The 21542-nt window shown below is 61.6% G+C and carries 25 protein-coding genes; 10 read left to right on the forward strand and 15 right to left on the reverse strand.

The window, feature by feature from the left end:
• The first annotated feature begins 233 nt into the window (after nucleotides 1-233).
• Together AiwAL_RS11940 and thiO are read left to right on the forward strand one after the other, a co-directional pair.
• On the forward strand, nucleotides 234-740 hold the full coding sequence (locus AiwAL_RS11940; protein ID WP_235706243.1) for a hypothetical protein: 507 nt from the start codon (nucleotides 234-236) through the stop codon (nucleotides 738-740).
• A gap of 85 nt (nucleotides 741-825) precedes the next feature.
• The gene (thiO, locus tag AiwAL_RS11945; protein WP_262312750.1) at nucleotides 826-1959 is read left to right on the forward strand and encodes a glycine oxidase ThiO; all 1134 of its coding nucleotides are present in this window, start codon (nucleotides 826-828) and stop codon (nucleotides 1957-1959) included.
• 98 nt (nucleotides 1960-2057) lie between these two features.
• Here the strand turns inward: thiO and tcuB are convergent, their stop codons facing one another.
• From tcuB to AiwAL_RS11975, 6 genes are all read right to left on the reverse strand, one after another.
• Nucleotides 2058-3170, reverse strand: a complete 1113-nt coding sequence (gene tcuB / locus AiwAL_RS11950) for a tricarballylate utilization 4Fe-4S protein TcuB (RefSeq protein ID WP_262312751.1) — start codon at nucleotides 3168-3170, stop codon at nucleotides 2058-2060.
• A 472-nt stretch (nucleotides 3171-3642) separates the two neighbouring features.
• A complete protein-coding gene (locus AiwAL_RS11955) occupies nucleotides 3643-4044 on the reverse strand; it encodes a c-type cytochrome (protein WP_262312752.1) in 402 nt (133 codons plus the stop codon).
• 45 nt (nucleotides 4045-4089) lie between these two features.
• Nucleotides 4090-5457 carry a hypothetical protein gene (locus AiwAL_RS11960; protein WP_262312753.1) on the reverse strand — a complete coding sequence of 456 codons (1368 nt, stop codon included), beginning with the start codon at nucleotides 5455-5457 and terminating at the stop codon, nucleotides 4090-4092.
• Nucleotides 5458-5575: 118 nt separating this feature from the next.
• Nucleotides 5576-7240 (reverse strand): cbb3-type cytochrome c oxidase subunit I, encoded by a 1665-nt coding sequence (locus AiwAL_RS11965; RefSeq protein WP_235704825.1) that lies wholly within the window; start codon nucleotides 7238-7240, stop codon nucleotides 5576-5578.
• Nucleotides 7241-7253: 13 nt separating this feature from the next.
• Entirely contained in the window at nucleotides 7254-8216 is a 963-nt protein-coding gene (locus tag AiwAL_RS11970; protein WP_262312754.1) for a c-type cytochrome, read from the reverse strand.
• Nucleotides 8213-8371 (reverse strand): hypothetical protein, encoded by a 159-nt coding sequence (locus tag AiwAL_RS11975; RefSeq protein WP_235704823.1) that lies wholly within the window; start codon nucleotides 8369-8371, stop codon nucleotides 8213-8215. The genes AiwAL_RS11970 and AiwAL_RS11975 overlap by 4 nt, the downstream gene beginning before the upstream one ends.
• A gap of 143 nt (nucleotides 8372-8514) precedes the next feature.
• Between AiwAL_RS11975 and AiwAL_RS11980 the strand changes: the two genes are divergently transcribed.
• Nucleotides 8515-8856: a carboxymuconolactone decarboxylase family protein gene (locus tag AiwAL_RS11980; protein ID WP_235704822.1), complete on the forward strand. Its 342-nt coding sequence runs from the start codon at nucleotides 8515-8517 to the stop codon at nucleotides 8854-8856.
• Nucleotides 8853-9221 (forward strand): DUF488 domain-containing protein, encoded by a 369-nt coding sequence (locus AiwAL_RS11985; RefSeq protein ID WP_262312755.1) that lies wholly within the window; start codon nucleotides 8853-8855, stop codon nucleotides 9219-9221. Before AiwAL_RS11980 ends, AiwAL_RS11985 begins: the two co-directional genes overlap by 4 nt.
• 14 nt (nucleotides 9222-9235) lie before the next feature.
• Here AiwAL_RS11985 and AiwAL_RS11990 read toward each other — a convergent pair whose 3' ends face one another.
• The 5 genes from AiwAL_RS11990 to AiwAL_RS12010 all read right to left on the reverse strand — a co-directional run bounded on the left by AiwAL_RS11990 (nucleotide 9236) and on the right by AiwAL_RS12010 (nucleotide 11651).
• Nucleotides 9236-9685 carry a CopD family protein gene (locus AiwAL_RS11990; protein ID WP_235704820.1) on the reverse strand — a complete coding sequence of 150 codons (450 nt, stop codon included), beginning with the start codon at nucleotides 9683-9685 and terminating at the stop codon, nucleotides 9236-9238.
• On the reverse strand, nucleotides 9682-10014 hold the full coding sequence (gene fdxA, locus AiwAL_RS11995; protein WP_235704819.1) for a ferredoxin FdxA: 333 nt from the start codon (nucleotides 10012-10014) through the stop codon (nucleotides 9682-9684). The genes AiwAL_RS11990 and fdxA overlap by 4 nt, the downstream gene beginning before the upstream one ends.
• Nucleotides 10015-10047: 33 nt before the next feature.
• Nucleotides 10048-10371 carry a hypothetical protein gene (locus AiwAL_RS12000; protein ID WP_235704818.1) on the reverse strand — a complete coding sequence of 108 codons (324 nt, stop codon included), beginning with the start codon at nucleotides 10369-10371 and terminating at the stop codon, nucleotides 10048-10050.
• A 35-nt stretch (nucleotides 10372-10406) separates the two neighbouring features.
• On the reverse strand, nucleotides 10407-11102 hold the full coding sequence (gene ric / locus AiwAL_RS12005) for an iron-sulfur cluster repair di-iron protein (RefSeq protein WP_262312756.1): 696 nt from the start codon (nucleotides 11100-11102) through the stop codon (nucleotides 10407-10409).
• Nucleotides 11103-11213: 111 nt separating this feature from the next.
• On the reverse strand, nucleotides 11214-11651 hold the full coding sequence (locus AiwAL_RS12010; protein WP_235704816.1) for an Rrf2 family transcriptional regulator: 438 nt from the start codon (nucleotides 11649-11651) through the stop codon (nucleotides 11214-11216).
• 83 nt (nucleotides 11652-11734) lie between these two features.
• Here AiwAL_RS12010 and AiwAL_RS12015 point away from each other — a divergent pair, with 83 nt between their 5' ends.
• Nucleotides 11735-12154, forward strand: a complete 420-nt coding sequence (locus AiwAL_RS12015; protein WP_262312757.1) for a group III truncated hemoglobin — start codon at nucleotides 11735-11737, stop codon at nucleotides 12152-12154.
• Between the two features lie 236 nt (nucleotides 12155-12390).
• On the opposite strand, the gene AiwAL_RS12020 is transcribed toward AiwAL_RS12015, so the two are convergent.
• From AiwAL_RS12020 to AiwAL_RS12030, 3 genes are all read right to left on the reverse strand, one after another.
• Complete coding sequence (locus tag AiwAL_RS12020) at nucleotides 12391-12879, reverse strand: GNAT family N-acetyltransferase (RefSeq protein ID WP_235704814.1); 489 nt, start codon at nucleotides 12877-12879, stop codon at nucleotides 12391-12393.
• A 68-nt stretch (nucleotides 12880-12947) separates the two neighbouring features.
• The gene (locus tag AiwAL_RS12025) at nucleotides 12948-13259 is read right to left on the reverse strand and encodes a DUF1778 domain-containing protein (RefSeq protein WP_235704813.1); all 312 of its coding nucleotides are present in this window, start codon (nucleotides 13257-13259) and stop codon (nucleotides 12948-12950) included.
• A gap of 209 nt (nucleotides 13260-13468) precedes the next feature.
• Entirely contained in the window at nucleotides 13469-13747 is a 279-nt protein-coding gene (locus AiwAL_RS12030) for a DUF1127 domain-containing protein (RefSeq protein ID WP_235704812.1), read from the reverse strand.
• Nucleotides 13748-13864: 117 nt separating this feature from the next.
• Here AiwAL_RS12030 and AiwAL_RS12035 point away from each other — a divergent pair, with 117 nt between their 5' ends.
• The 3 genes from AiwAL_RS12035 to AiwAL_RS20400 all read left to right on the forward strand — a co-directional run bounded on the left by AiwAL_RS12035 (nucleotide 13865) and on the right by AiwAL_RS20400 (nucleotide 17110).
• Complete coding sequence (locus AiwAL_RS12035) at nucleotides 13865-14254, forward strand: hypothetical protein (RefSeq protein WP_235704811.1); 390 nt, start codon at nucleotides 13865-13867, stop codon at nucleotides 14252-14254.
• A gap of 273 nt (nucleotides 14255-14527) precedes the next feature.
• Nucleotides 14528-16825, forward strand: coding sequence for a 2OG-Fe(II) oxygenase (locus AiwAL_RS12040; protein ID WP_235704809.1), 2298 nt, complete (start codon nucleotides 14528-14530; stop codon nucleotides 16823-16825).
• Between the two features lie 141 nt (nucleotides 16826-16966).
• The gene (locus AiwAL_RS20400) at nucleotides 16967-17110 is read left to right on the forward strand and encodes a transposase domain-containing protein (protein WP_407932555.1); all 144 of its coding nucleotides are present in this window, start codon (nucleotides 16967-16969) and stop codon (nucleotides 17108-17110) included.
• 29 nt (nucleotides 17111-17139) lie between these two features.
• Here the strand turns inward: AiwAL_RS20400 and AiwAL_RS12045 are convergent, their stop codons facing one another.
• Nucleotides 17140-17379, reverse strand: a complete 240-nt coding sequence (locus tag AiwAL_RS12045; RefSeq protein WP_262312758.1) for a DUF6429 family protein — start codon at nucleotides 17377-17379, stop codon at nucleotides 17140-17142.
• Nucleotides 17380-17788: 409 nt separating this feature from the next.
• Here AiwAL_RS12045 and AiwAL_RS12050 point away from each other — a divergent pair, with 409 nt between their 5' ends.
• Together AiwAL_RS12050 and AiwAL_RS12055 are read left to right on the forward strand one after the other, a co-directional pair.
• Nucleotides 17789-20314: a TOTE conflict system archaeo-eukaryotic primase domain-containing protein gene (locus tag AiwAL_RS12050; protein WP_408851599.1), complete on the forward strand. Its 2526-nt coding sequence runs from the start codon at nucleotides 17789-17791 to the stop codon at nucleotides 20312-20314.
• Between the two features lie 504 nt (nucleotides 20315-20818).
• Entirely contained in the window at nucleotides 20819-21484 is a 666-nt protein-coding gene (locus AiwAL_RS12055; RefSeq protein ID WP_262312759.1) for an ISAzo13 family transposase, read from the forward strand.
• Nucleotides 21485-21542 lie beyond the last annotated feature (58 nt).

Below are 21542 nucleotides of genomic sequence, written 5' to 3' on the forward strand. Positions count from 1 at the left end.
AAGATGCGCAATCCGCTCCCATTGGTCAGCCCTCAGCCCATAACGCCCCATCGATCAGCCTTTCGGAATGCTGATCTGCTATGAATCAGGAAAACGGTCGCGCCGGAATCCCCCCCGGTCAAATGACGACACACCCTAGTCGAGCTGATGTCGCGCCTCAAAGAACATCTGGCCGCTCCTGGTGGTCCGACCCTACCGGCCCATCCAAACATTGTCTCTGAGAGGAGCGCGCCATGACCGTGCAGACCAAGCCCGCCATCGTCACGACCGGCTCGGTTGCCGACTCACGCAAGATCTATCGCAAGTTCTATTCGTCGCCGCCCGATCGTCCGGATATCGGCGGACCGTTCCGCGCCGTCGATCTGCATCCGTCTTCCCGCCACGCACCGTTCCGGCTCTACGACCCGTCGGGCCCGTTCACCGATTCCGGTTTCATGCTCGATTTCGATGGCGGCCTGCCGCAATTGCGTGGGCCGAAGTTCGCGCAGCGCGGATTCGAGACGATGGATGCCCGCGCGGTCAAGCCGGAGGACAACGGCTCCGCAGCGGCTGACAAGCTCGTGCCACCCTGCCCGCCAACCCGCACGCTGCTGACCGGGGCGATGGCCCGACGGTCATGCAATACAAGTATACCTGTGCCGGTATCCCCCACCGAAAAGATCTTCGTCGGCCACCGGAAGAATCTCGGCCGGATTCAGGTGGCCAATGGGGCCGCCGAGCACCGGGCGGATGGCGAGTGAGTGGCCGGGATGGAGCAGAAGAGCACCGAGTTCCGAGGGGGCGGCAGCCGGATCTACGTGGAAGGCCAGGCGGCGGAGTGATTCGATGAAGGTCGCGATCATCGGTAGTGGCGTGATTGGTCTCGCGATCGGCTGGCGCCTGACCGCGCGCGATGCCGAGGTGCATGTCTTCGATCGCGACGAAGCTGGGTATGGTTCGAGCTGGGCGGCGGCGGGGATGCTCGCCGCCGGTTGCGAGACCGAGCCCGGCGAAGCGGCTCTCGGAGCGCTCAACCGCGACAGCCTCGCCCTGTGGCCGGATTTTGCGGCAGAACTTGAAGCCGCTTCCGGCATGAAGATTGGGCTGCGCCGTGAGGGCACGCTGATTATCGCCCTTAACCGCGACGATGCGGCGAAGCTGCGGCACGATATGGCGTTCCAGCGTACACAGAACGTGGCCCTGGAATGGCTTACCCCTGCAGAAGCGCGGGAGCGGGAGCCGTATCTTTCGCCCAATCTGGCAGGCGCCATCTTTTCGCCCGGCGATATCCAGGTCGACAACCGGCTGGTAGCAATCGCGCTGAAACGGGCATTCCTCCAGGCCGGCGGCATGCTGCACGAACACTGCCCGATCACTGGGGTCGACGCCGCGCAGGGCCGCGCCACCGGAGTCATCACCGCGGATGGCACGCATGCGGCTGATACGGTGGTGGTGGCAGCCGGTGCATGGTCGGCCGGAATTGATCTGCCGATCCCGCGCCTGCCGATTCGGCCAGTGAAAGGGCAGATGCTGGCGGTCCAGATGGATAAGGCGAATCCCCTGGTCCGCCACGTGGTCTGGGCGCCGCGCGCCTATCTTGTGCCGCGCGCGGATGGTCGCCTGATCGTGGGGGGGACCGTCGAAGAGCGTGGGTTCGATGCCACGATCACCGCCGGCGGCCTCTATACACTGCTCGATGGCGCTTGGCGCGCGCTGCCGGGAATCGAGGAATTGCCAGTGATCGAGACCTGGGTCGGATTTCGCCCCGGCGCGCGGGACGACGCGCCGATTCTCGGTCCGGCTGGCCTACCCGGCCTGTTCGTGGCGGCGGGACATCATCGCAACGGCATCCTGCTCACGCCGGTGAGCGTCGATGCGATGGCGGCGACGATTCTGGACAATCGCCTCGATCCAAGGATCGCAGCTTTTTCACTCGAACGATTTGCCGGAGAGCGCTCGGCGCATGGGAAAGTGACATGAGTGGAGAGTCGTTTATTCGGGTTGGGTGATTTCCTGCAATCTCCTAAAATCATTCTCGTCACCCCGAGAACCCCGTCCACGTAACGGTGACGTTGAAACTACGGAGAGCTATTCTTTGGATCGAGTTGTGAGCGGTCGGCGGCGGCGCGAAGCAAGGCAAGACCACGGTATAAGCCATGGACAAATTTGCTGTAGGGAAGCAGCAGGAATAGCGCGAGGATAGTGCCTAGATGGAGCGCAAGCAGGACGCCCATGGCGGGTGTCGCGCGCATAGCAAGCAACAGGAGGCCGGTCATCGCAGCTAGCCAGAGCAACCCGAGCAAGGCAAAGTCGGTGTTCATCAGCCGTGCCACAGCAGGGGCAGGATCACTGATTATTTTCACCCAGATAAGACCCGATGTGCCGATAATGAGCCCGGTACCACCAATCGTGCCAAACAGAGCTGGTAGGCTGAATAGTGGGTAGGGTGCTGGTTGGTCGAAGAAATGCGCGTAAACGGTCGCGGTACAGGTCGCCAAGAAACAGAGCAAGAAACCATAGGCCATGGCATGGTGGAATCGCCGCCGCAGCATCGAGAAGCTTTTATCGTGATCGCTACAGATCCGACCACCTCCTCCGAGGTTTTGAAGTGTTATGATATCACGCAGTGCGTGCAGAATAGCAGTCGGTCGGAGCCGCTTATCCTTCCTCCCCGATTCTCGCCAAAATTTGATACCGCTTACAGCCAGTGCAAAAACAGAGAATAGTAGACTCACACTGGCGACGCTCATCATCGTCCTCCAGGGGATAACCTGATAGAAGGCGCCTGGACCACTCAGGGCATGAGTAAGCGACCCTGGGGTAGCCGGCAATAAGGTGACTAAAAACACCAGCGTGATGCTGATCAAGCAAGTACCAGATACGACCAAGCCGTTACGGCGAAACAAGGATGCAAATAGGGCGGGCCAAACGTAGTGTGCGTGGCTCTCGTCTCTCAACTCCGCGAAACTCCGGGGTAAATTGACGTCGATTGGCTCCGGAGCCGCTTGACAAGCGTAGTAGCAGCCCCGGCAATTATGACAAAGATAAGCAAGGTAACGGAGATCGCCATCAGAAAATGCGCGCTGTAGTTCCATCGCCGGAAATACTGCACAATAGCTATCACAAAACCGGCAGGCGTTGCAGATTTCCGCAGCGCTTCGAACTTCTGCTAACGAGCCGATTTCAGGCATGCCTTCCTGCCCTCCACGTCGGTGGCCCGCCCGAACTCGGTGCCGCTAACCGTGACGAATCTTATGTAAATCGGGTACTTCCGGGTTGATACAAACGCCCCGTTCTCTATCGGTAGTAGCGGCGTTTGTTGCGCTCGGTGGGATTCGGGTAAGTGCCAAGATCTCAAGACACAACGAAAACTGCACGGGTTGTTGCCTAGCGGTGGTTGCGACGGCTCGCTCTGAGCGACGGCCACGTCGGGCAAGGCCGCGCGGAACCAGGGCTGCGGTAGAGAGTCCAATGTCGCGGTTACGCCTCTCTGGTCCGGCTGTTGCGAAGCTGATGGGCTCGCCGCCGAGGTGCCGAGCGGTGCGACACGCCCGCGACCAGCGCCCATGATCGGGCGGCGGCATTCCACGCGCTTGGGACAAACAATCACGCTATTCTCCCTATCGAAATGGTCACGAGTGTCGGCCGCCGCCAGCGCCTCGGTTATTTTTTATCACTCAAGGTCGCCAGATAAGCGATCACATCCGCGCGTTTCTGTGCGTTGGGCATGCCCATATAGGGCATCTTGGTGCCCGGTACGTCGGCTTGCGGGTTGGTCAGGAATTTATTCAGTGCGGCCGCAGTCCAGACGATGTGGGCGGATTTCAGCGCGGGCGAGAACTGGAAACCCTTCACGCTCGCGGCCGGTTTACCATAGACGCCGTAAAGGCTCGGGCCGATGCCGTTCTGGCCGGCGGCGACGCTGTGGCAAGCGGCGCATTGCGCGCTGAAAATTGTCTTGCCCTTGGCCGCATTGCCGGCGGGCATGGCGCCGGCCAGCGCAACCGCAGTGAAACACACCGTCGCGGCGGCGGCCAGGATGGGGATTACGATACGTTTCGACATCGATAGCCTCCTGTTGAATGTGCCTCTAGAATGGCGCAAATCGCTTCAGAACGCCAGCCAGATGCCAGCGAACAGCGTGTCGTTGGCCCCCGCGCTGCGCCCCGCCCCGTCATAGTTGCGTGCGAGTCCATTGAATGTCGGATACATCGTGTTCTCGACGAAGAACTTGGCGTTCAGCCAGGGCAGCCAGGCCGGCCCGCCATTGTTGAACGGGTAGTAGTCGAGTTCGGTGGTCCAGCTATTGGTGTTCGGCTTGCCGTTGGCGCTGCCGCCGATCGGGGATGCGGCGTAGAGCACCGGATCTTCATTGCCGTAGATCGTGTTGAACGACTCGGTGATGCCGTATTTCTGGAACAAAAGCTCGGAGACGGTGAGCGTAATCGTGTTCAGCGTGTCGGACGGATTACCCGCGAGGCCGAGCGGATAACTCGCCCGCCAGTCCTGCGACTCATGGATGACGTTCGCCTGCACCGAGAATGCCTGTTTCGCGGTGATGTACTGAAACTGCGAATCCGCCGCGACATCGAGAATTCGGTCGGTGGGTCCATCGATCATACCCTGCGGGTAGGGCCGATCGAACAGCGCATAGGAGCCGACCTCGAACGAGCTGTTGCCCCAAGTGTGCTGGAAGGCGAACCGGAGATAGGGGATCACCCCCTTGATCTGGGTCGCGGGCCCGACGCCGAGGGCATAGCTCAGCCGGTTCGGCAGCGATTTATACAGATCGGCCTCGGCATAGATCATATCTTCCGGCGTCAGGTTGAGCGCGCTATAGGCGCCGAATCCATACACACCCTGCGCCAGAGCCGGAATCTGCTGCTCCGCTGTCGGGCCGTTGGCAAGTTCCGACGGAATATAGGGATAACCCCAGCTCGGCGGCGTGTTCCACAAATCGGTCACGCCTGGTGCGTTGTTGACCGTGAAGCCGTAGAACAACGGCGTGCCGAACAGCGTGCCGGGTCGTGCGAGGCGGATATCGGTATTGTCCCAGTGCCATTGCCGGGCGACACCGTCATAGGTCACCTGGATGAACGCGCCAAGGCCGAGTTTCGCATCGAGCGCGCCACCATAGAACAGGCTGGTCTGCTGTGCTGCCCAGGCGTCGTTCGACTTGAAGCCGGGAGCCAACCCACCCGGCACCTTGTCGTGCAATTGGGTGAGGCCGATCTGCGACATCAACGCGACATTCTTCCAGGTCGGGAACATTCCGCCCGCGATATAGCCCTCCAGCTTGAAATCGCGGCCATAGGGGGTGAGCTGCGGAAAGCCGATATGGCAGGCCGAACACGGCTCGCCGGTCTGCGCGGCGAACGCCGGAATCGCGTGGGCGGCGTGCGGTAACAGGACGGTGAGACACGCCGCAAAGCCCGCGGCATACCTTAGTTTTCGGCCATTCTGGCGTATCGGTATCATGATGCCCTCTGTGATGTCGTAGGATCACGATGGGACGAAACGAGGGAGCGTTCATTGATCCTGATCAATGACCGTGGCGCCGGTTTCCGCCGGCAGTCAATCCAACGGAGCCTTGACCTCAATAGGCGGTGTTGGCGCCGACCGGGATCTGGTGGGCGATCAGGATGCCGAGCAAGGGGCCATAGACGGCGGCGATCAGAACGAAGGCGACGAGCGTCCAGGGGCCGAGGCGGTCGGTCAGCCGCACCCAGCGGGAGGTCTCGTCGATCGGCGCGTTGGCGAAGGGGATTTCCGGCACTTCCGAGGGTGACGCGGCCGCCGAAAAAAGCGTTCCGAGAGTGACAATGAGAAAACAGATCAGGGCCGCGAGCAGAATAACGCCGGCAATGCCGGTGATTGCCATCGGCACGACATGGACATAGGGATCGTGCGCGATGCCGCTGATCCAGTCGCGGCGCGGCGTGCCGTACAACCCCTGCCACATCAGCCCGACGCCGATCCCCATCATGCCGATCGCCCAGAGCCAGACGCTGACCAGCGCGATCTTCCGGCCATAGAGTCGCTTGCCGGTCAGATGCGGGATCAGCCAATAGCTCATCGCAATGAAGGTCAGTGCGGTCGCGGTGCCGACTGTGACGTGAAAATGCCCCGGAATGAACGCTGTGTTATGCACCAGCGCGTCGTTCGGCATACTGGCGAGCAGAATCCCCGTGGCCCCGCCCAGGATGAAGGTGAGCATCGCGAGCACCTGCCCGGCGACACTCGGATCATCCCAGGGCAGAGCGGTAAGCCAGCCGATCCAGCCGCGTCCGCCGCGCGCGTGGCCCGCAGTCTCCAACGAGGCGGCGACGGTGAAGGCGGTGAGCAGACTTGGTGCCACGATGAAGAATGTGAACACCATCTGCTCCATTTTCCAGCCCATCGCGATTCCCGGCGCCACCGCCTCGTGGTGCAATCCGACCTCGACGGAGAACAACAGGAACAGCAGGAAGCTGATCCGCCCGAGCGTGTCCGAAACCAGCCGCCCGCCCGCCTCGCGCGGCAACAGCGCATACCAGGAAATATAGGCAGGCAGCACCCAGAAATAGACGATCGCGTGACCGGTGAACCAGAACAGGGTCAGGGCCAGCAGCGGGTCCACGCCCTTCAGCATGCCGAGCGACCAGGGGATCAGCCAGAACACCAGTTCCGCGACGATGCCGATGGTGGTCAATCCCCAGAGTATCCAGGTGACGACGCTCATATAGGATACCAGTGGCGTGATCCGGCCGGGATTTGCGCGCTTCCAGGCGAGACGCTGGCGGATCGTCTCGGCGGCGACCATCAGGCTGCCGACCACCACCAGGGCGAGGCCGACATAGAACGACCAGACGGCCTGCAACGGCGGATAGAAGGTGTAGAGAACCGTCGCATGGTTGCTCAGCGTGGCGGTGAGCGACAAAGCGAGGCCGAACAGCATTACCACGATCGCGAGCCAGATCCACCCGGTATTGACTCGCATGTTCAACTCGCGTGCCGGGAAGTAGAAGAGGACGCCGGTATTGAAGAAGGTGGTAAACACCAGACCGTTGAGGACGCCGTGGATGGTCAGCCCCTGATAATAGGAGGCGACCGGGAGATGACCATAGATATTGATGTTGGCGTAATTCAGCGCCTGCGCCGGGCCGAAAATCGAGCCGACCACCATTGCCGCGAAGGCGGTCAGGATCAGGGTGAGCGCGGGCGCCTTCAGGCGGCGCAATCCGGCGCGATCAAGCGGCATGGTCACGATTGTCGCCGACATGCGGGTTCTCCGGTCAATGTTTTTGGGTGTGGCCCGCGAACAACTTTGCGCGAAGCTGCCCGACTGCGGCCGAGGTCATTGTCTGCTTGCGCGCGGACGCGACCGCTGCGGCATCGTAGGGCTTGTAGCCCGCCGGCTCGGCTTCCTTGTTGCCCCAGGCCGTGCCGATATAGTCGAGGATCGCGGCGATCTGCGTATTACTGAGTTGGTCGCCCCAGGCGGGCATCACGCCGTTATAGGATTTGCCCTCAGCCTTGACCTTGCCCTTGAGTCCGTACAGCAGCACATCGGCGAGCAGGGTGCGGTGCCGCGGATCGCTTTCGTATTCGGGGACAGACTTGGCGAGTGGTGGGAACGCGCCAGGAAGTCCCTGGCCATTCGCTTGGTGGCAGGCGGCACAACGGGATGCGTAGAGCGCCTGTCCCGCCTGCGCCAGCATGGCTGGGGTCGCAGGACCGCTCGGCACTACCTGAACGGAGGGTAGCGGCATTTTGGCAACCACGTCGAACGCGCCGATCATGTTCTGGTGGCCGATGCCGCAATACTGGTCGCAGACGACGAGATAGTCGTGCGGTTTGTGGTAAGTGGCGAACACATGGGCGACATAGCCGGGTATCACCTCGATATTGACGTCGGTTCCGGGGATTTCGAAGCCGTGGATCACGTCCGCGCTGGTAACGTAGAAATCGATCCGCGCATTCACCGGAACGACGATCTTCGAGGGCTCGAACTGGAACTGATGCGCGACCACCGCGACGCGGTAGTGGTGCGGCCCCAGCTTCGTCACTCCGGGGTGCCGGAACATCGGACTGCGCAGAATTTTGCGCACCGGATCGGTGAGTGGCGTGGTCGGAAACCGGCCGGGAGCGCTCATCATCCACCAGATCGACAGACCGAGCAGCACTCCGAGCGCGGCCATGGCGATAACGAACCAGCGGCGTTCATACTTTTTCAAATTCGCGTCGCGGCCGTTCATGGCGCATACCGCAGGACCGTGAGCGCAAACAGACTGAACCAGACGATCAGTGTCGTCACGCCAACCAGCGCCACGATCAATATCGCGCCGCGCGGTTTGAAATCATCGCCTGATGGCGCTGGGGGCGCCGGAGCCGGGTTTTGTGTTTCCGTCATGGCAGATATCCATCCGGCGGTTGTGAGCGAGAAAACCCTGCTCGTTGTGTGGTTATGCGGTAGTATCGGCGGCAGCAGCGGGCCTCATTGATCTGGATCAATGCAAGCCGCCGTCTGTCGGTGACCGTGTCGAGGAGATATTCATGACTGAGTCGCTTTATCCACCGTCCACGCCCGCGACTCGCAAGCGGCGGCGGGATCTCGCCCCGGAAGTCCACGCCGCGTTCGATGCGTTCAGCCGGGCTGCTTTTACCGATGGCGCGCTGTCGGCGAAGATGAAACAGATCATCGCGGTTGCCGTCGCTCATGTGACGCAGTGCCCTTACTGCATCGAGGGTCATACCAAGGCGGCGCAGCGCGCGGGGGCGACGCCGGAGGAATTGATGGAGGCGGCATGGGTCGCCGCGGAGATGCGCGCGGGCGGCGCCTTTGCCCATTCGACGATCATGCTGAACGCGCTCGATCACGCGCACCCTGCGCCGTGACCGCGCGGCTGAGGCTCCGCCGCGCCTACGATCCGCCGGCGGAATCGGATGGCACGCGGGTGCTGGTCGATCGGCTTTGGCCGCGCGGCCTCGCCAAAGCGCGGGCAAAAATCGACCTCTGGCTGAGGGAAATCGCGCCGAGCGATGAACTCCGGCGCGCATTCGGCCATGATCCCGCGCACTGGGAGGCGTTTTGCCGCTCCTATCGGCGGGAACTCGCGGAAAATCCGGAACCTGTGGAGCGACTCGCGGAACTGTGCCGCGCCGGCACGGTGACGCTGCTGTTCGCGGCCCACGATACCGAACACAACAATGCTGTCGTGCTGCGCGATATGCTCGAACATCGGTTGCGCGGCAAAAGCTGAGGTTCGATCGGCCTTCACGGCTTGATCACCACCATCGCGACGATCAGGACGACGAAGCCGACCGGAATCGCCGTCGCGATGTCGTAGAAGCGGGGACCGTGCCGGTTGGTCGAGTCGCGCAAGCGGCGACGCCAGGCCGACAGCGTACCATGATAGCCGGACAATGCCAGGACGGCGATGAATTTGATCCACCACCAGCCGGCCGACCAGGAGATCGCGCCGGGCGTGAGGATCAGCAGGATGCCGAACCCCCAGGCGGCATACATCGCCGGATTGACCAGGCGCTTGACCAGTGCGCGTTCGAGTTCGGCAAAGCCGGCCGCGCGCGCGGTCTCCGGTGGTGTCGCCGCATGGCGCGCATAGATCGCCGGCAACACGATCATCCCGGCCATCCAGACGATGACCGAGATCACGTGCAGCGCGAGCAGATAGCGGTAGGCCGGCAGCAGCGCCGCGATGGTCACGGTTCGCCGGGCTCGGGTGAGAACAGATCAGCCTTGCCCGGCTTGTCCTTCCACGCGTCGGCATCGTCGGGCGGCGTGCCCTTGCGGGTGATGTTCGGCCAGAGCGACGCGAAATCGCGGTTCTTTTCCAGCCATGCGGCAGCCTTCGCATCCTGATCCGGCACGATCGCCTCGGCCGGACATTCCGGCTCGCACACGCCGCAATCAATGCACTCGTCGGGGTGGATCACCAGCATATTGTCGCCGACATAGAAGCAGTCCACCGGACAGACTTCCACGCAATCCATGTACTTGCACTTGATACAGTTTTCGGTGACCACATAGGTCATCACATGTCTCCATCGTGCCGCACGGGCCGATGATCAATGGGCATAGATCCAGGCGGGCGGATCGCTCGCGGGAAAGGATTCGTCGCTCGCTTCGTCGAGGCGTTGGTCTTGGTCCGCACGCGTCGCGCGCCGTACTCGCGCCACGACTTCATCGACAAGCGCCGCATGGGTGGTGGTTCGGTGGCCCTCCACAGCATCGGGAACCTCGGTGAGGCACAGACGGAACACCTCATGCACCACCACCTCCGCAAGCTCGGTGAGCGACTCGTCGCGCTGGCGCGCCGCGAGCATTTGCAACCGTTGTGTCGCCTCGCGCAGCAGATCTTCGTTCAGGGCACCATTGGATGAGTTCGCCATGCTCGCTTACCTTCTGGTATGAACCCGGCCCATCATCACGCGGCGTGGGTAGCGGGATTGCCGGCAAAGCGTGGAAACAGGATATTATTTTCGATATGCACATGCATCATGAGATCGTCATGAAACTTGGACAGGCCGACACAGAGTGCCCGCCAGGTCGCGCAAGCATCGTCGGGCGCCGTGTGGTTCTGGGTAAGCCGGTCGATCTCGGCCAGCACCGCGCCATGATCGTCGTGCTCAGCGCGCATGGTGGCGATCGCCGCTTCGATCATCGGTCCGCCTCCGGCCTGCATCATCGGGAACAGCCCGACTTCCTCGCGCCGCTGATGGACGTTGATCCCGGCGAGCAGGCGGGACAGCAGGTCGGCAACGCCCGCAGGCACACGGCCATTCTCCTTGTGGGCTGCCTCGACCTTATGCGCGAGGCGGATCAGCCAGGGCAGTTCGCGCAGATGCACACTGTGGTAGCGCGTTCTGATGTGCTCGATCAGTTCCGCGGTCGGCGCCGCATCCCATGATACGTCTTCCACCGGATTGGCTGCGGCGAGTTCGCCGATCAGCGCATCGAGATCGAGGGCGCGTTTCGCCGCAGCATCCGCCAGGGTCCGATCGCCACCGCAGCAGAAATCGACGCCATGGTCCTGGAAAATGGCGGCAGCACCCGGCAGGGTCGCAGCGATCCGACCGACTGTCTGGTTGGCGATCGCGTTGGTATCGGCGAATTGGCTCATGATCTCCTCCATTCGAGGTTAATGAGTATCACGGATACCAATTTATCCAACAAATAAGCATTGTCAATACCGATTTGTCGGCACGGGCTCTTGTTCAGATGCAGCAAACCCCTATGCGGCGTGGGCCGATCCAATCAGCCGGGCGAGATCGGGGATCCGGCAATCCACCAGGGTGAACTTGTCCAGATAGGCGAGAAATGCCTGCTCGGCGGCGACCAGGATGGATCGGAGCCTGCAAGCAGGGGTCAGGACGCAGGCGCCGCCATCGGCGCGGCAGCATTCGACCAAAGGCTGATCCGCCTCCAGCGCGCGCACCACCGCGCCGATTCGAATCGATGCGGCCGGGCGTGCCAGCGCGACCCCACCCTGCTTGCCACGCTGGCTGCGCACGAATCCGGCGGCGCCCATGGCCTGCAGCACCTTCGCCATGTGATGCACCGAAACATCGAGCGCCTCCGCGATCGCCGCGGCGCTCTGCACTTCGCCCTCGTGATCGGCCAGAAGGATGAGGGCGCGCAGCCCGAAATCGGTGAACTGGGTCAATCGCATGGCGACATCATAAACCGGTATTGCATTTACTGGAATAGATGTTTATTCAGGTATTTTTAATGCCGATATTGGAAGGCCCTCGCATGAGCGCCGTTGTCATAACCACGCCTGCTTCAGGCGCCGTCCATGGCCAGACTATCGAGACGATCGACGAAGCGATGATCGAGCGCGTCGTGCATGCGTTTTATGCCAGAATTCGGCAGGATGCGCTGCTCGGGCCGATCTTCGAGGCGCGCATCCATGACTGGGGTACCCATCTCGGCCGGATGTGCGCGTTCTGGTCGGCGGTGATGCTGAAAACCGGCCGCTATCATGGCACCCCGATGCAGAAACACATGACACTGCCGGTCGAGCCGGACCATTTCGCTCGCTGGCTCGACCTGTTCGCCGAGACGACGCACGGCATCTGCCCCGAGGAAGCGCCACGTTTCGTCGCGGCGGCGCGGCGCATCGCCCAGAGCCTGGAACTCGGGATTGGGACCTACCGCAACAGGCATTTCTGATAGCGCGCTACGTTTTCATTGGTGCCGACGATCGAATTCATGATCCGAATGCACTGCAACCGTAATGAACGAGGGACCGGTCCCGTACGCGGCGGCTTCCTGTGGCGAACAAACCCTGCCACGCACTGTCAGGAAGCCCCCCGCACCAAATGTCTCGCACAAGCCGAAGAACAGCCCGCCTTCGCGCCGCGCACAGGAACTGCCATCGCATTTGTCGCGTGAGCGGTGTTCGCGGTTCAGCCCTCCGCGAGCAGCACCCGCGCGGTTTCGATCGGCATCAGCATAACCCTGTCGCCAAGCGGCGAGAGCAGGAAGCCATGGCGCCGATAGAACCCCACTACGTCATCATCGATGGCGTGGGCCACGATGGCCCGGACTCCGGCGATTTCCGAAGCAGCGAGACAGCGCCTGAGAGCGTCGGATAGCAAATCGGTTCCCAATCCGATCCCGCGATAGGCCTGATCGAGCGCCAGACGGCCAATGAGCAGCAAGGGAATCTGCTCGGGCATGCCGCGTCGCAGCTTTGCATTCGGGAGCGCCAGCCGCTGCTCCATCGCCGTCGTAATCGCATAATACCCCACCACCCGGGTCGGTTCGCTCGCGGTGCAGACGACATAAGTTCGTGCCGACAACCCTTCGCTGGCCAGCGCACGATTGCGGAGCCAGTCATCGAGTGAGGGATGCTTGCCATTCCGAAAGGACGAGGTGTCGTGGCTTGTGTCCAAACGCTCAGGGGCAAGAACCTGGGGTCTCTGTCGTAAACCTTTCCCTTCGCCCGCCCCCTTCCCGGCCATCAGCGTTCCCAGGCAGGCTTTCGTTTCAGCAGCGTCTGCAGCGCCTTCGTTGGCTTGGCGGGCGCATCGAGCATGGCCAGGAAAGCTTCATGCGCAGCGGGTGCGAGGAAGAATACACGTTGATCGAGTATTGCATCCTCCGCCTGGCGTCGTGCGCTGTCGAGCATGAATTCCGATAGTTTCTGCCCGCGCAGTGCCGCTGCCCGGTTGAGGATCGCCTTGGTCTCGACCGATGTTCTGATCTGGATCACATCCTCCTTGCGGGCTGGGGGCTTTCCGCTTCGTGCCTCGGTATGTGCTGCCTGAACCATCGCCAGTCTCCTTGTCTAGAATGAGGAGATAGAGCGATGTATTGATAGCGTCAATACAATCTGTGCCTTTCAAATTACCCTGACCAAGCCGTCGCCGGCCCACCGAAGCCCGGTTTTGTCCGATTGTGGGTAGGGTACGTGCCCCAGCACGCGTCGCGCGGCCGAATTCAGCGGTGATCCAGGCCAGGGCGCAGTCGATCAAGTCGGCGTTAGAACGGGCGCCGACGGTCGCAACGAGTTGTGGCTATGTTACTGATATTTGTGCGCGAGACGCCGAGATCGTCGAACTCGTGATCACTCATCTTGGAGAGCTCAAAATAAGCGTCTCGCTGAGCGCGCCGCGCGACTACCATCCTGCGCCAACGCTTGAACAGCTTAACCATCCGGTTCGAGTTATGGTGCAGGGCCGCGGCGATCGCCGCTTCCAGCTCGGTAACCACGTTCGTGGTCTTCAACTTGAAATCGTTCTGCTTTGTCACCGTAGACATGGGTTTCGCCTCTCTGGATCAAACGCCAGCCCCCTTGGGGCACTTCTGTTTCGGGCGTTTCCGGACGCTCCGGTTACAACCGGCCACGATTTGTGTCCTTGATTTGGATCAACGACTATGGCGTACACGATCCTCTTCCAGACCCGGCTCATCGACCGCGCGCTGTATCTTCTGAAAAGCTGGGCCAACGATCTGATATGCTTGGACATGGCACGCGGCACCGGGGCCAGCTTTGCGAGCAAACCGCAGTTGGCCGCTCAGATGATCAAGCGATCGCGCGTGATTGCGATTACAGCGGACGTGCCCGTCGCCCCTCCGGTCGATCTCCGACCGACTTCTTCGGAGAAGGATCTCCTCCTGCGGCGATGGTTGCCGTCGACAGCGTCTATGGCGGCGGCGATATCAGAAGAAACCTGCCGCACTGGCAAGGGCTACGTACTGGCGGTGGGGTTCGGTCCATTGAAACTCATGAGGGCTGCTGATCCGTCGTCATGTCGTCGATGGTGAACTGGCCTTGTTCTCAACCTGGCGCTCGGCTGGAACGCCGATCGACACCGGCCGCCGTCGAAGGATACTGCTGGTTGGTTGTTTCATGTTGCAGATCGCCTTGCGCAGACGCGCGACAAACTGCACGACGTTGTGCGCGGGACGCTGACCGCAAGCGATCTCTCCTCGCGTCGTTACCATCCTTCGCCGGCTTGCATCGGGGCAGATCGACATCCATGATTGAGGCGATTAGAGCGTCCACGACTTCTTCTCCATATCCCGGGTAGGTTCTGCATGACCCGTATGTCGGTATCGATCGCGTCTGAACTTGACTCGCTCCTCGGCACGGTGCGCCGGCCGGGTGATTTCTGGACGTCTGGCATGGAAGTTCTGGGCGTACCGTCGCTGGAGGTCGATGGTGCGGGCCAGGTGGCTTTACCGTTGCTGCCGGTGCAGGCCGGGCAACTCATCGCATGCGCCGAGCCCGCCCCCTATGGAAGGGGCAAGGCCACGATCGTCGATCAGAATGTCCGGCGCACCTGGCAGATCGGCCCCGATCGGGTGCGCATCGGCGGGCGGCGTTGGGCGGAGACACTCGCGACGATCGTGGCGCGGGCGGCCGAGGGGCTCGGGGTGAGCGAGCCGGTCGATGCCGAATTCTACAAGTTGCTGATCTATGACGAGGGCAGCTTCTTCGTCGGCCACCGTGACACCGAGAAAGCACCGGGCATGTTCGCGACACTTCTCGTCGTGCTGCCCTCGCGGTTCGCCGGCGGCACGCTGATCGTCCGGCACAAGAGGCGGGAGATCCAGCTCGATCTTCACAGTGAAGACCCGGCCGAAGCGGCGTTCACCGCCTTCTATGCTGATTGCGTCCATGAGGTTCTGCCGATCACCCAAGGATATCGCCTGACGCTGGTCTATAATTTGCTGCGGTGGGGCAAGGGCCGTCCACCCAGAGCCCCCAGCTATGAATCCGAACAGGCGCGCCTGACGGTGCTGTTACAGGGGTGGCGCGCGGCGAAACAGGCGGCCGATGAGGATTCGCCGGAGAAGCTGGTCTATCTCCTCGAGCACGCCTATACGCCGGCCGAACTCGGCTTTGCCGCGCTGAAGGGTGCCGATGCGGCGCGGGCGGGTGTGCTTTCTGCCGCCGCGCGGGAGGCGCAGTGCGATCTGCATCTGGCGCTGCTGACGATCGAGGAAAGCGGAATCGCCGAATATTCGGAGCGCTACGACGGGTCGTGGCGCGGGCGCTGGGTGGATGACGCCGAAGCCTTCGAGGCGGGAGAGGTCGTCGACCGGAGCGTGATCCTATCGGACTGGCGGCGCCCCGATGGCGATGCCGTGGTGCTCGGCCCGATTCCCGTGGAGGGGGATGAGTTTGCACCGCCTGACGCGGGCGAGGATCTGGCTCCTGACGAGGAGCATTTCCACGAGGCGACCGGTAATGAAGGCGCCTCGTTCGAGCGCACCTATCGCCGGGCGGCTCTGGTGCTGTGGCCAAGCGCGCGGATATTCGCGGTGCTGAGCCAGGCGGGTCTTGCGGTGACGCTTCCCTATCTCGATGACCTGGTTGGCCGCTGGGAAGCGGTCGGAGCGGAGCAGGAAACGCCACTCTGGTGCGCGGCACATGAGCTGACCGGGCATATGCTGGCGCAATGGCCGCAGCAAAATTGGTATCCGCGCGAAAGTGAAGGGCCAAGTGCGGCCGCGCGGCTGCTTGCCTTGCTGACCCGGTTGCGTGACACAGCGATGATCGAGAGAGCCCTCAGGGACATTGTCGCGACTGGTCATCACGAGAAGGGCGATAATGAGGCCATTGTCGGCGGACTCGCCTGCCTTCCTCCTAAGCGGCAGAGCGCCCTGCTCGAGCAGATTATCGCCGGGACCGCCGCGACGGCGTTCGCGGCCTGCGCCGACCTGCTTGCCCGCGCCACGACTCTTCGCCAGCAACATCCCGGGTTGCGCCTGGTGGATGCTGCCAGCCTGATGATCGCCAAGTTGCCGGGTGATCCGGCACACGGCGTCACGCCCGAGCCCTGGCAGAACCAGGCCAGGATGCGGCCCGGCATCGTCGTCGATCTTCTGAACGGGCTCGGCGCAATCGACGCGACTTTGGCAGGGCGCGCCGCAGATCATATACTGGCCAGACCGCAGCACTATGACCCGGATTCCATTCTGATCCCAGCACTTCGGCGGCTGACTACCCTGACTATGTCGCCAAGCCAGGCGATCGAGCGACTGCGCGCGGCCTGTCTCGCCCACCTGCGCGCGCGAACCGCGGAGCCACTCGCACCGCCGCCCGACTGGCGTCGCGCGAGCAAGCTTTCTTGCCGCTGTGCCCGCTGTGCCGAACTCGCGCGCTTTCTCGACAACACGGAAAGCAGAACGTGGATCTTCAAGGCTGCGGAAGCCGATCGCGCTCACCTCCAAGGAACGATCAAACAGGCGCGTTGCAATGTCGATGCAACGACCGATAAGCGAGGCCGGCCCTACAGCCTGCTGTGCGTCAAAAATCAGGCAAGCTATGATCGCCGTGCCAAGCAACGAGAGCAGGATCTCGCAGATCTGATGCTGCTCGAGCGCTGACGAGATTACTCACATTTGGCGCATCGTCGGTCGTTCTGGCGGGCTCTGGCGGAATTGGCCGAAGACAAGGATGCCAAGACGCCGCGCGCGCATCCTTGACTTCGACGAAGGCGGTCAGCGCGCCGCCACTCTCCTGTCACCATCCTTCAGACCGACAAACTGAACAACATCGGTCCGCAAACCTATCTCACCGACACGTTGCCCAAAATCGCCAGTAACCACCCGATCAATCGGGTCAGCGAACTGATACCCTGGACCCATCAGAAGGTCGAAATTTCCGCTTGACCGCTGAAACTCCCCAGGCTGACAAACACCTACCTGATCATCGGCTTCCCGAACAGCTTGGTGAATAACCGCACACTCTCCGCCAAGCCCTCCTCGGTGAACACCACGGACTTCGCCTTGCCCACCGGATTGCCAATCATCCCCTTGTGATGCAGCCGATCCAGAGCATCCCAATCATGGCCTTTCCACGCCCTGAACCCATCGTGCAGCGTGAGATGAAGCAGCGCCAAAACCGCCTCGTCGACCTTGTCGGTGTCAATCTCCACCATCGTAACCTCACAGACCACGGACGCACCATTGTTCATCCACGCCAATTCGGAAAGTCAATAGACAAAATCAACGCGTTTGACCCGTCTTACGCTCGAATAGCAGCCTGATCGAAAGAAAACGTCGATCCTTCCAAGCGGCAGCGTTTCGCCGAAGTTGCAGAGGTCGAACGCGTGAGCCCGCATGAGGAGAATTCGGCGCCATATGATCGATATCAGATCAGGCCGTCTGAATTTGAAGCGTGGCAGAAAGTTTGGACGGCACCGAGATGACCTTGGCTGTGAAATCACACCCAACCTTTGCTGGTTACCGTGATTATGCTTGACTGCTGCGCGGGTTGGCGCGCAGTGGCCCCCAACACGTCCACCGCACACCATGAGCGGTAATCTTGTAGAATTTGTCAAGAGTTCGTTGTGGAACTCCGTAGGGTCGGTCAGTAACAAATTCGCTTCTGAAAGGAGCAAAGGGATCGCCAGCGCGGACGACATCGCTCGACAGATTGCGACCCTGAAAGGCCGGCTGACCGCACTCGACCGGGAACGGTCGGAGATCGCCAAACGATTGGGCGTGCTTGAGCAAGCGCAGGCGCGGGAGAGGGCCGAACAGTCGGCACCTGCCGCTGTCACGATGGCCTCTCCGACCGCTGCGAAGATCGCGCTTTTCCGCAGCCTGTTTCGCGGACGGGAGGATGTGTTGCCGCGGCGGTGGGAAAACTCGAAGACGGGGAAGGCCGGCTACGCGCCCATGTGCCGGAACGAGTGGGTCCGCAGCGTGTGCGGCAAACCGCGGGTGAGGTGCGGAGAATGCCCAAATCAAGCATTCGTCCCTATCGGAGACAATATCTTTAATTCGCATCTTACCGGGAAGGCCTCCGGCAATGCAACCGATTTCACTGTTGGCATATACCCGATGCTGCCGGACGAAACATGCTGGTTCCTTGCCGCCGATTTCGACGAGAAGGCCTGGATGCAGGATGTTGCCGTGTTCCGTGACACCGCACGTGCGAAGGGTGTGCCTGTCGCCATCGAACGATCGCGCTCGGGCAATGGTGCTCATGCCTGGATTTTCTTCGCTGAGCCCGCACCGGCGGCGGATGCCAGACGCCTCGGTGCGCTTCTGGTCACGGCAACGATGGATCGTTGTCCCGATATCGGCTTCGATTCGTATGATCGGTTCTTTCCGAGCCAGGACACCATGCCGGCAGGCGGGTTCGGCAATCTGATCGCCCTGCCGCTTCAGAACCGGCCGCGTGAGAACGGCAACAGCGTCTTCCTCGATGATGAATTCCGTCCCTACGAAGATCAATGGGCGTATCTATCAACGATCGGTCGGCTATCGCGCGCCGAACTGATATCGATCGTGGCCGAAGCCGCTGCCTCGGGACAGATTATCGGCGTGCGTCTCCCTTCGACGGAAGAGGACGAAGAGCCCTGGACCGCGCTGCCGTCCCGCCGCAGCAAGGAGCCACCGATCGAGGGCGAGCTTCCCGGTTCGGTCGAGGTCGTGCTGGGCAATCAGGTCTATATTGACCGGTCGAAGCTGCCGCCGGCTCTCGTGAACCGCATCGCACGGCTGGCCGCATTCCAGAACCCCGAGTTCTATGCGGCGCAGGCAATGCGCCTGCCGACCTTCGGCAAGCCGCGCGTCATCTCATGTGCCGAGCTGTTCCCGAGACATGTCGCCATCCCGAGGGGATGCCTCGACGATCTGTTGAGTCTTCTCGGCGACGCGGGCATTGTTGCCGAGCTGCGCGCCGAACGCCAGCAAGGGCGGCCGATCGGCGCCCCATTTCTCGGTGAGCTGACACCGGAACAGGATGAAGCCGCCGCCGCTCTTCTCCAGCATGAAACTGGGGTGCTCGCCGCGACCACGGCGTTCGGCAAGACCGTCATCGCCGCGAAAATGATCGCGGCGCGGGATCGGAACACCTTGGTGCTGGTCCATCGCCGGCAGCTTCTCGATCAATGGGTTGCGCGTCTCCAAACCTTTCTGGATATCCCGCCGAACAAGCTCGGCGTCTTCCACGGCGGGAAGAAGAAGCCGACCGGACATGTCGATATCGCCGTCATGCAGAGCTTGGTGCGGAAGGGCGTTGTTTCCGATCTGGTCGCCGACTACGGGCATGTCGTCGTCGATGAATGCCATCACCTCTCCGCTGTGGGCTTCGAGACCATCGCACGGGCGGTCAAGGCCCGATACGTCCTTGGCCTGTCCGCGACGGTGACGCGGAAGGACGGCCACCATCCGATCATCTTCATGCAATGCGGTCCGGTTCGCCATCGCGTCGATGCCAGGAAGCAGGCGAGCGCTCGTCCCTTCGATCATAAGGTCGTTTTCCGGCGTACGGCGTTCCGGCTTACCCGGAGCGGTCCGGATGAAAGGCCGACCATCCAGGAGCTTTATGCAAAGCTTGCTCAAGACCCGGCGCGGAATGATCTGATTTTCGATGACATCCTGTCGGCACTCGAAGCGGGACGCTCGCCGGTCGTCATCACCGAACGCAAGGATCATCTTGACTTGTTGGCGGGGCGGCTGTCGAAATTCGCGAAGAACGTCATCGTTCTCCGTGGCGGCATGAGCGCACGGCAGTCGCGAGCAGTGACCGAATCCCTGGCCACGATCCCGGCGGGCGAGGAACGGGTCCTGGTGGCGACGGGTCGCTATCTCGGCGAGGGCTTCGACGACGCGCGGCTCGATACCTTGTTTTTGACCATGCCGATTTCCTGGCGGGGAATCCTTGCTCAATATGCCGGCCGGCTGCATCGGCTTCACGCCACGAAACGCGATGTCGTTATTTACGATTATATCGATGGGAACGAACCGATGCTGGCGAAGATGGCGATCAAGCGGGAGGCCGGATATCGCAGCCTCGGATATCGGGCTGCTTACGGCTTCGAACTTGAGTTGGGATCAGCAACTACAAAACCAGCCCAATAGGGTCCCATCGGCGTTAATTCTGTGATCGTATTACTAACCTGCTCCTCAAATAGGTATTGAATTGAGCCGTGCTATAATTTGAAGATGACGATTGAGCGAGATTTTAGGAAGCTGGACAGAGCGACGCAGGCTGAGTTGCGGCGCGTTGCGGTTGCGATGGTCGCCTCGGGCAAGACGCGGATTGATATCAACCTCCCTAAATTTTGACTGACGCCCATGTGCGTTGGGTAATTGATTGGATGCGTGGTTGGTCGGCCATCAGTGAGTTTCGGGCGGCGGCTCAGGCTGCGAGGATTTCATCAAAGGTGTCCCAGACGGTTATGCTGAACCTATTGGGTTGAAGTTCCCGGCCACGGCGATGCCCAATCCTGACTGGTGGCAGGCGCTTGGCCGCGTCCTGGCGAGGTGATTGCTAAGGCGTTGTTGATAAATAACTGAATCGAATTGCGATTTTTTGGAAGTCTTGGGATTCCCAGCGCGCGGCCGAGTTTATAGAATCGCGGCGTGATTGACGAATCGGCGATCCGGTTGCGGTTTGAGGCGCTCGATCCTTTGCTGGATGAGCGGGGACGGCGGCGCTTGGCTGCGGCGGAAGCCTTGGCCGCGGGTCGCGGCGGCGTCAGCGCGGTTTCTCGCGCCACCGGCATTGCGCGCAGCACGATTGGACGCGCGCTCGCCGAACTTCGCGACGGCGCAATGTTGCAAGACAAGCGCGTGCGCCGCGCCGGCGGCGGACGCAAGCCGTTGAGCGAGACCGACGCCAGCCTGCTGGACGATCTTCGTCGTCTGGTCGATCCGGCGACGCGCGGCGATCCCGAATCTCCGCTGCTGTGGACCTCGAAAAGTCTGCGCAAACTGGCCGAGGGTTTGCGCGGCATTGGTCACGCGATTGGCCATAATCTGGTTGGCGATCTGCTGCGCAAGCTGGGCTATAGCCTGCAGGCCAACCGCAAGACGCGCGAGGGAACCCATAATCCAGATCGCGATGCGCAGTTTCGCTATATCAACGATCGCGTGAAAGCGGCGCTCGACGCGGGTGAGCCAGCGATCTCCGTCGACACCAAGAAAAAGGAGCTGGTCGGCGATCACGTCAAGCCCAACTTCGACACTTTGCCCTTCACGCGCGTGAAAAAGTCGCAGAACTCTGCGGATTTTTGGGCGGTCGACTGAATTGTGGTGCTAAAACGAATGGGTTGTCGGATTTAGATTACTGCTTTTTTCTTGACTC

Source organism: Acidiphilium sp. AL, assembly GCF_025499445.1.
GTDB classification, from domain to species: domain Bacteria; phylum Pseudomonadota; class Alphaproteobacteria; order Acetobacterales; family Acetobacteraceae; genus Acidiphilium; species Acidiphilium iwatense.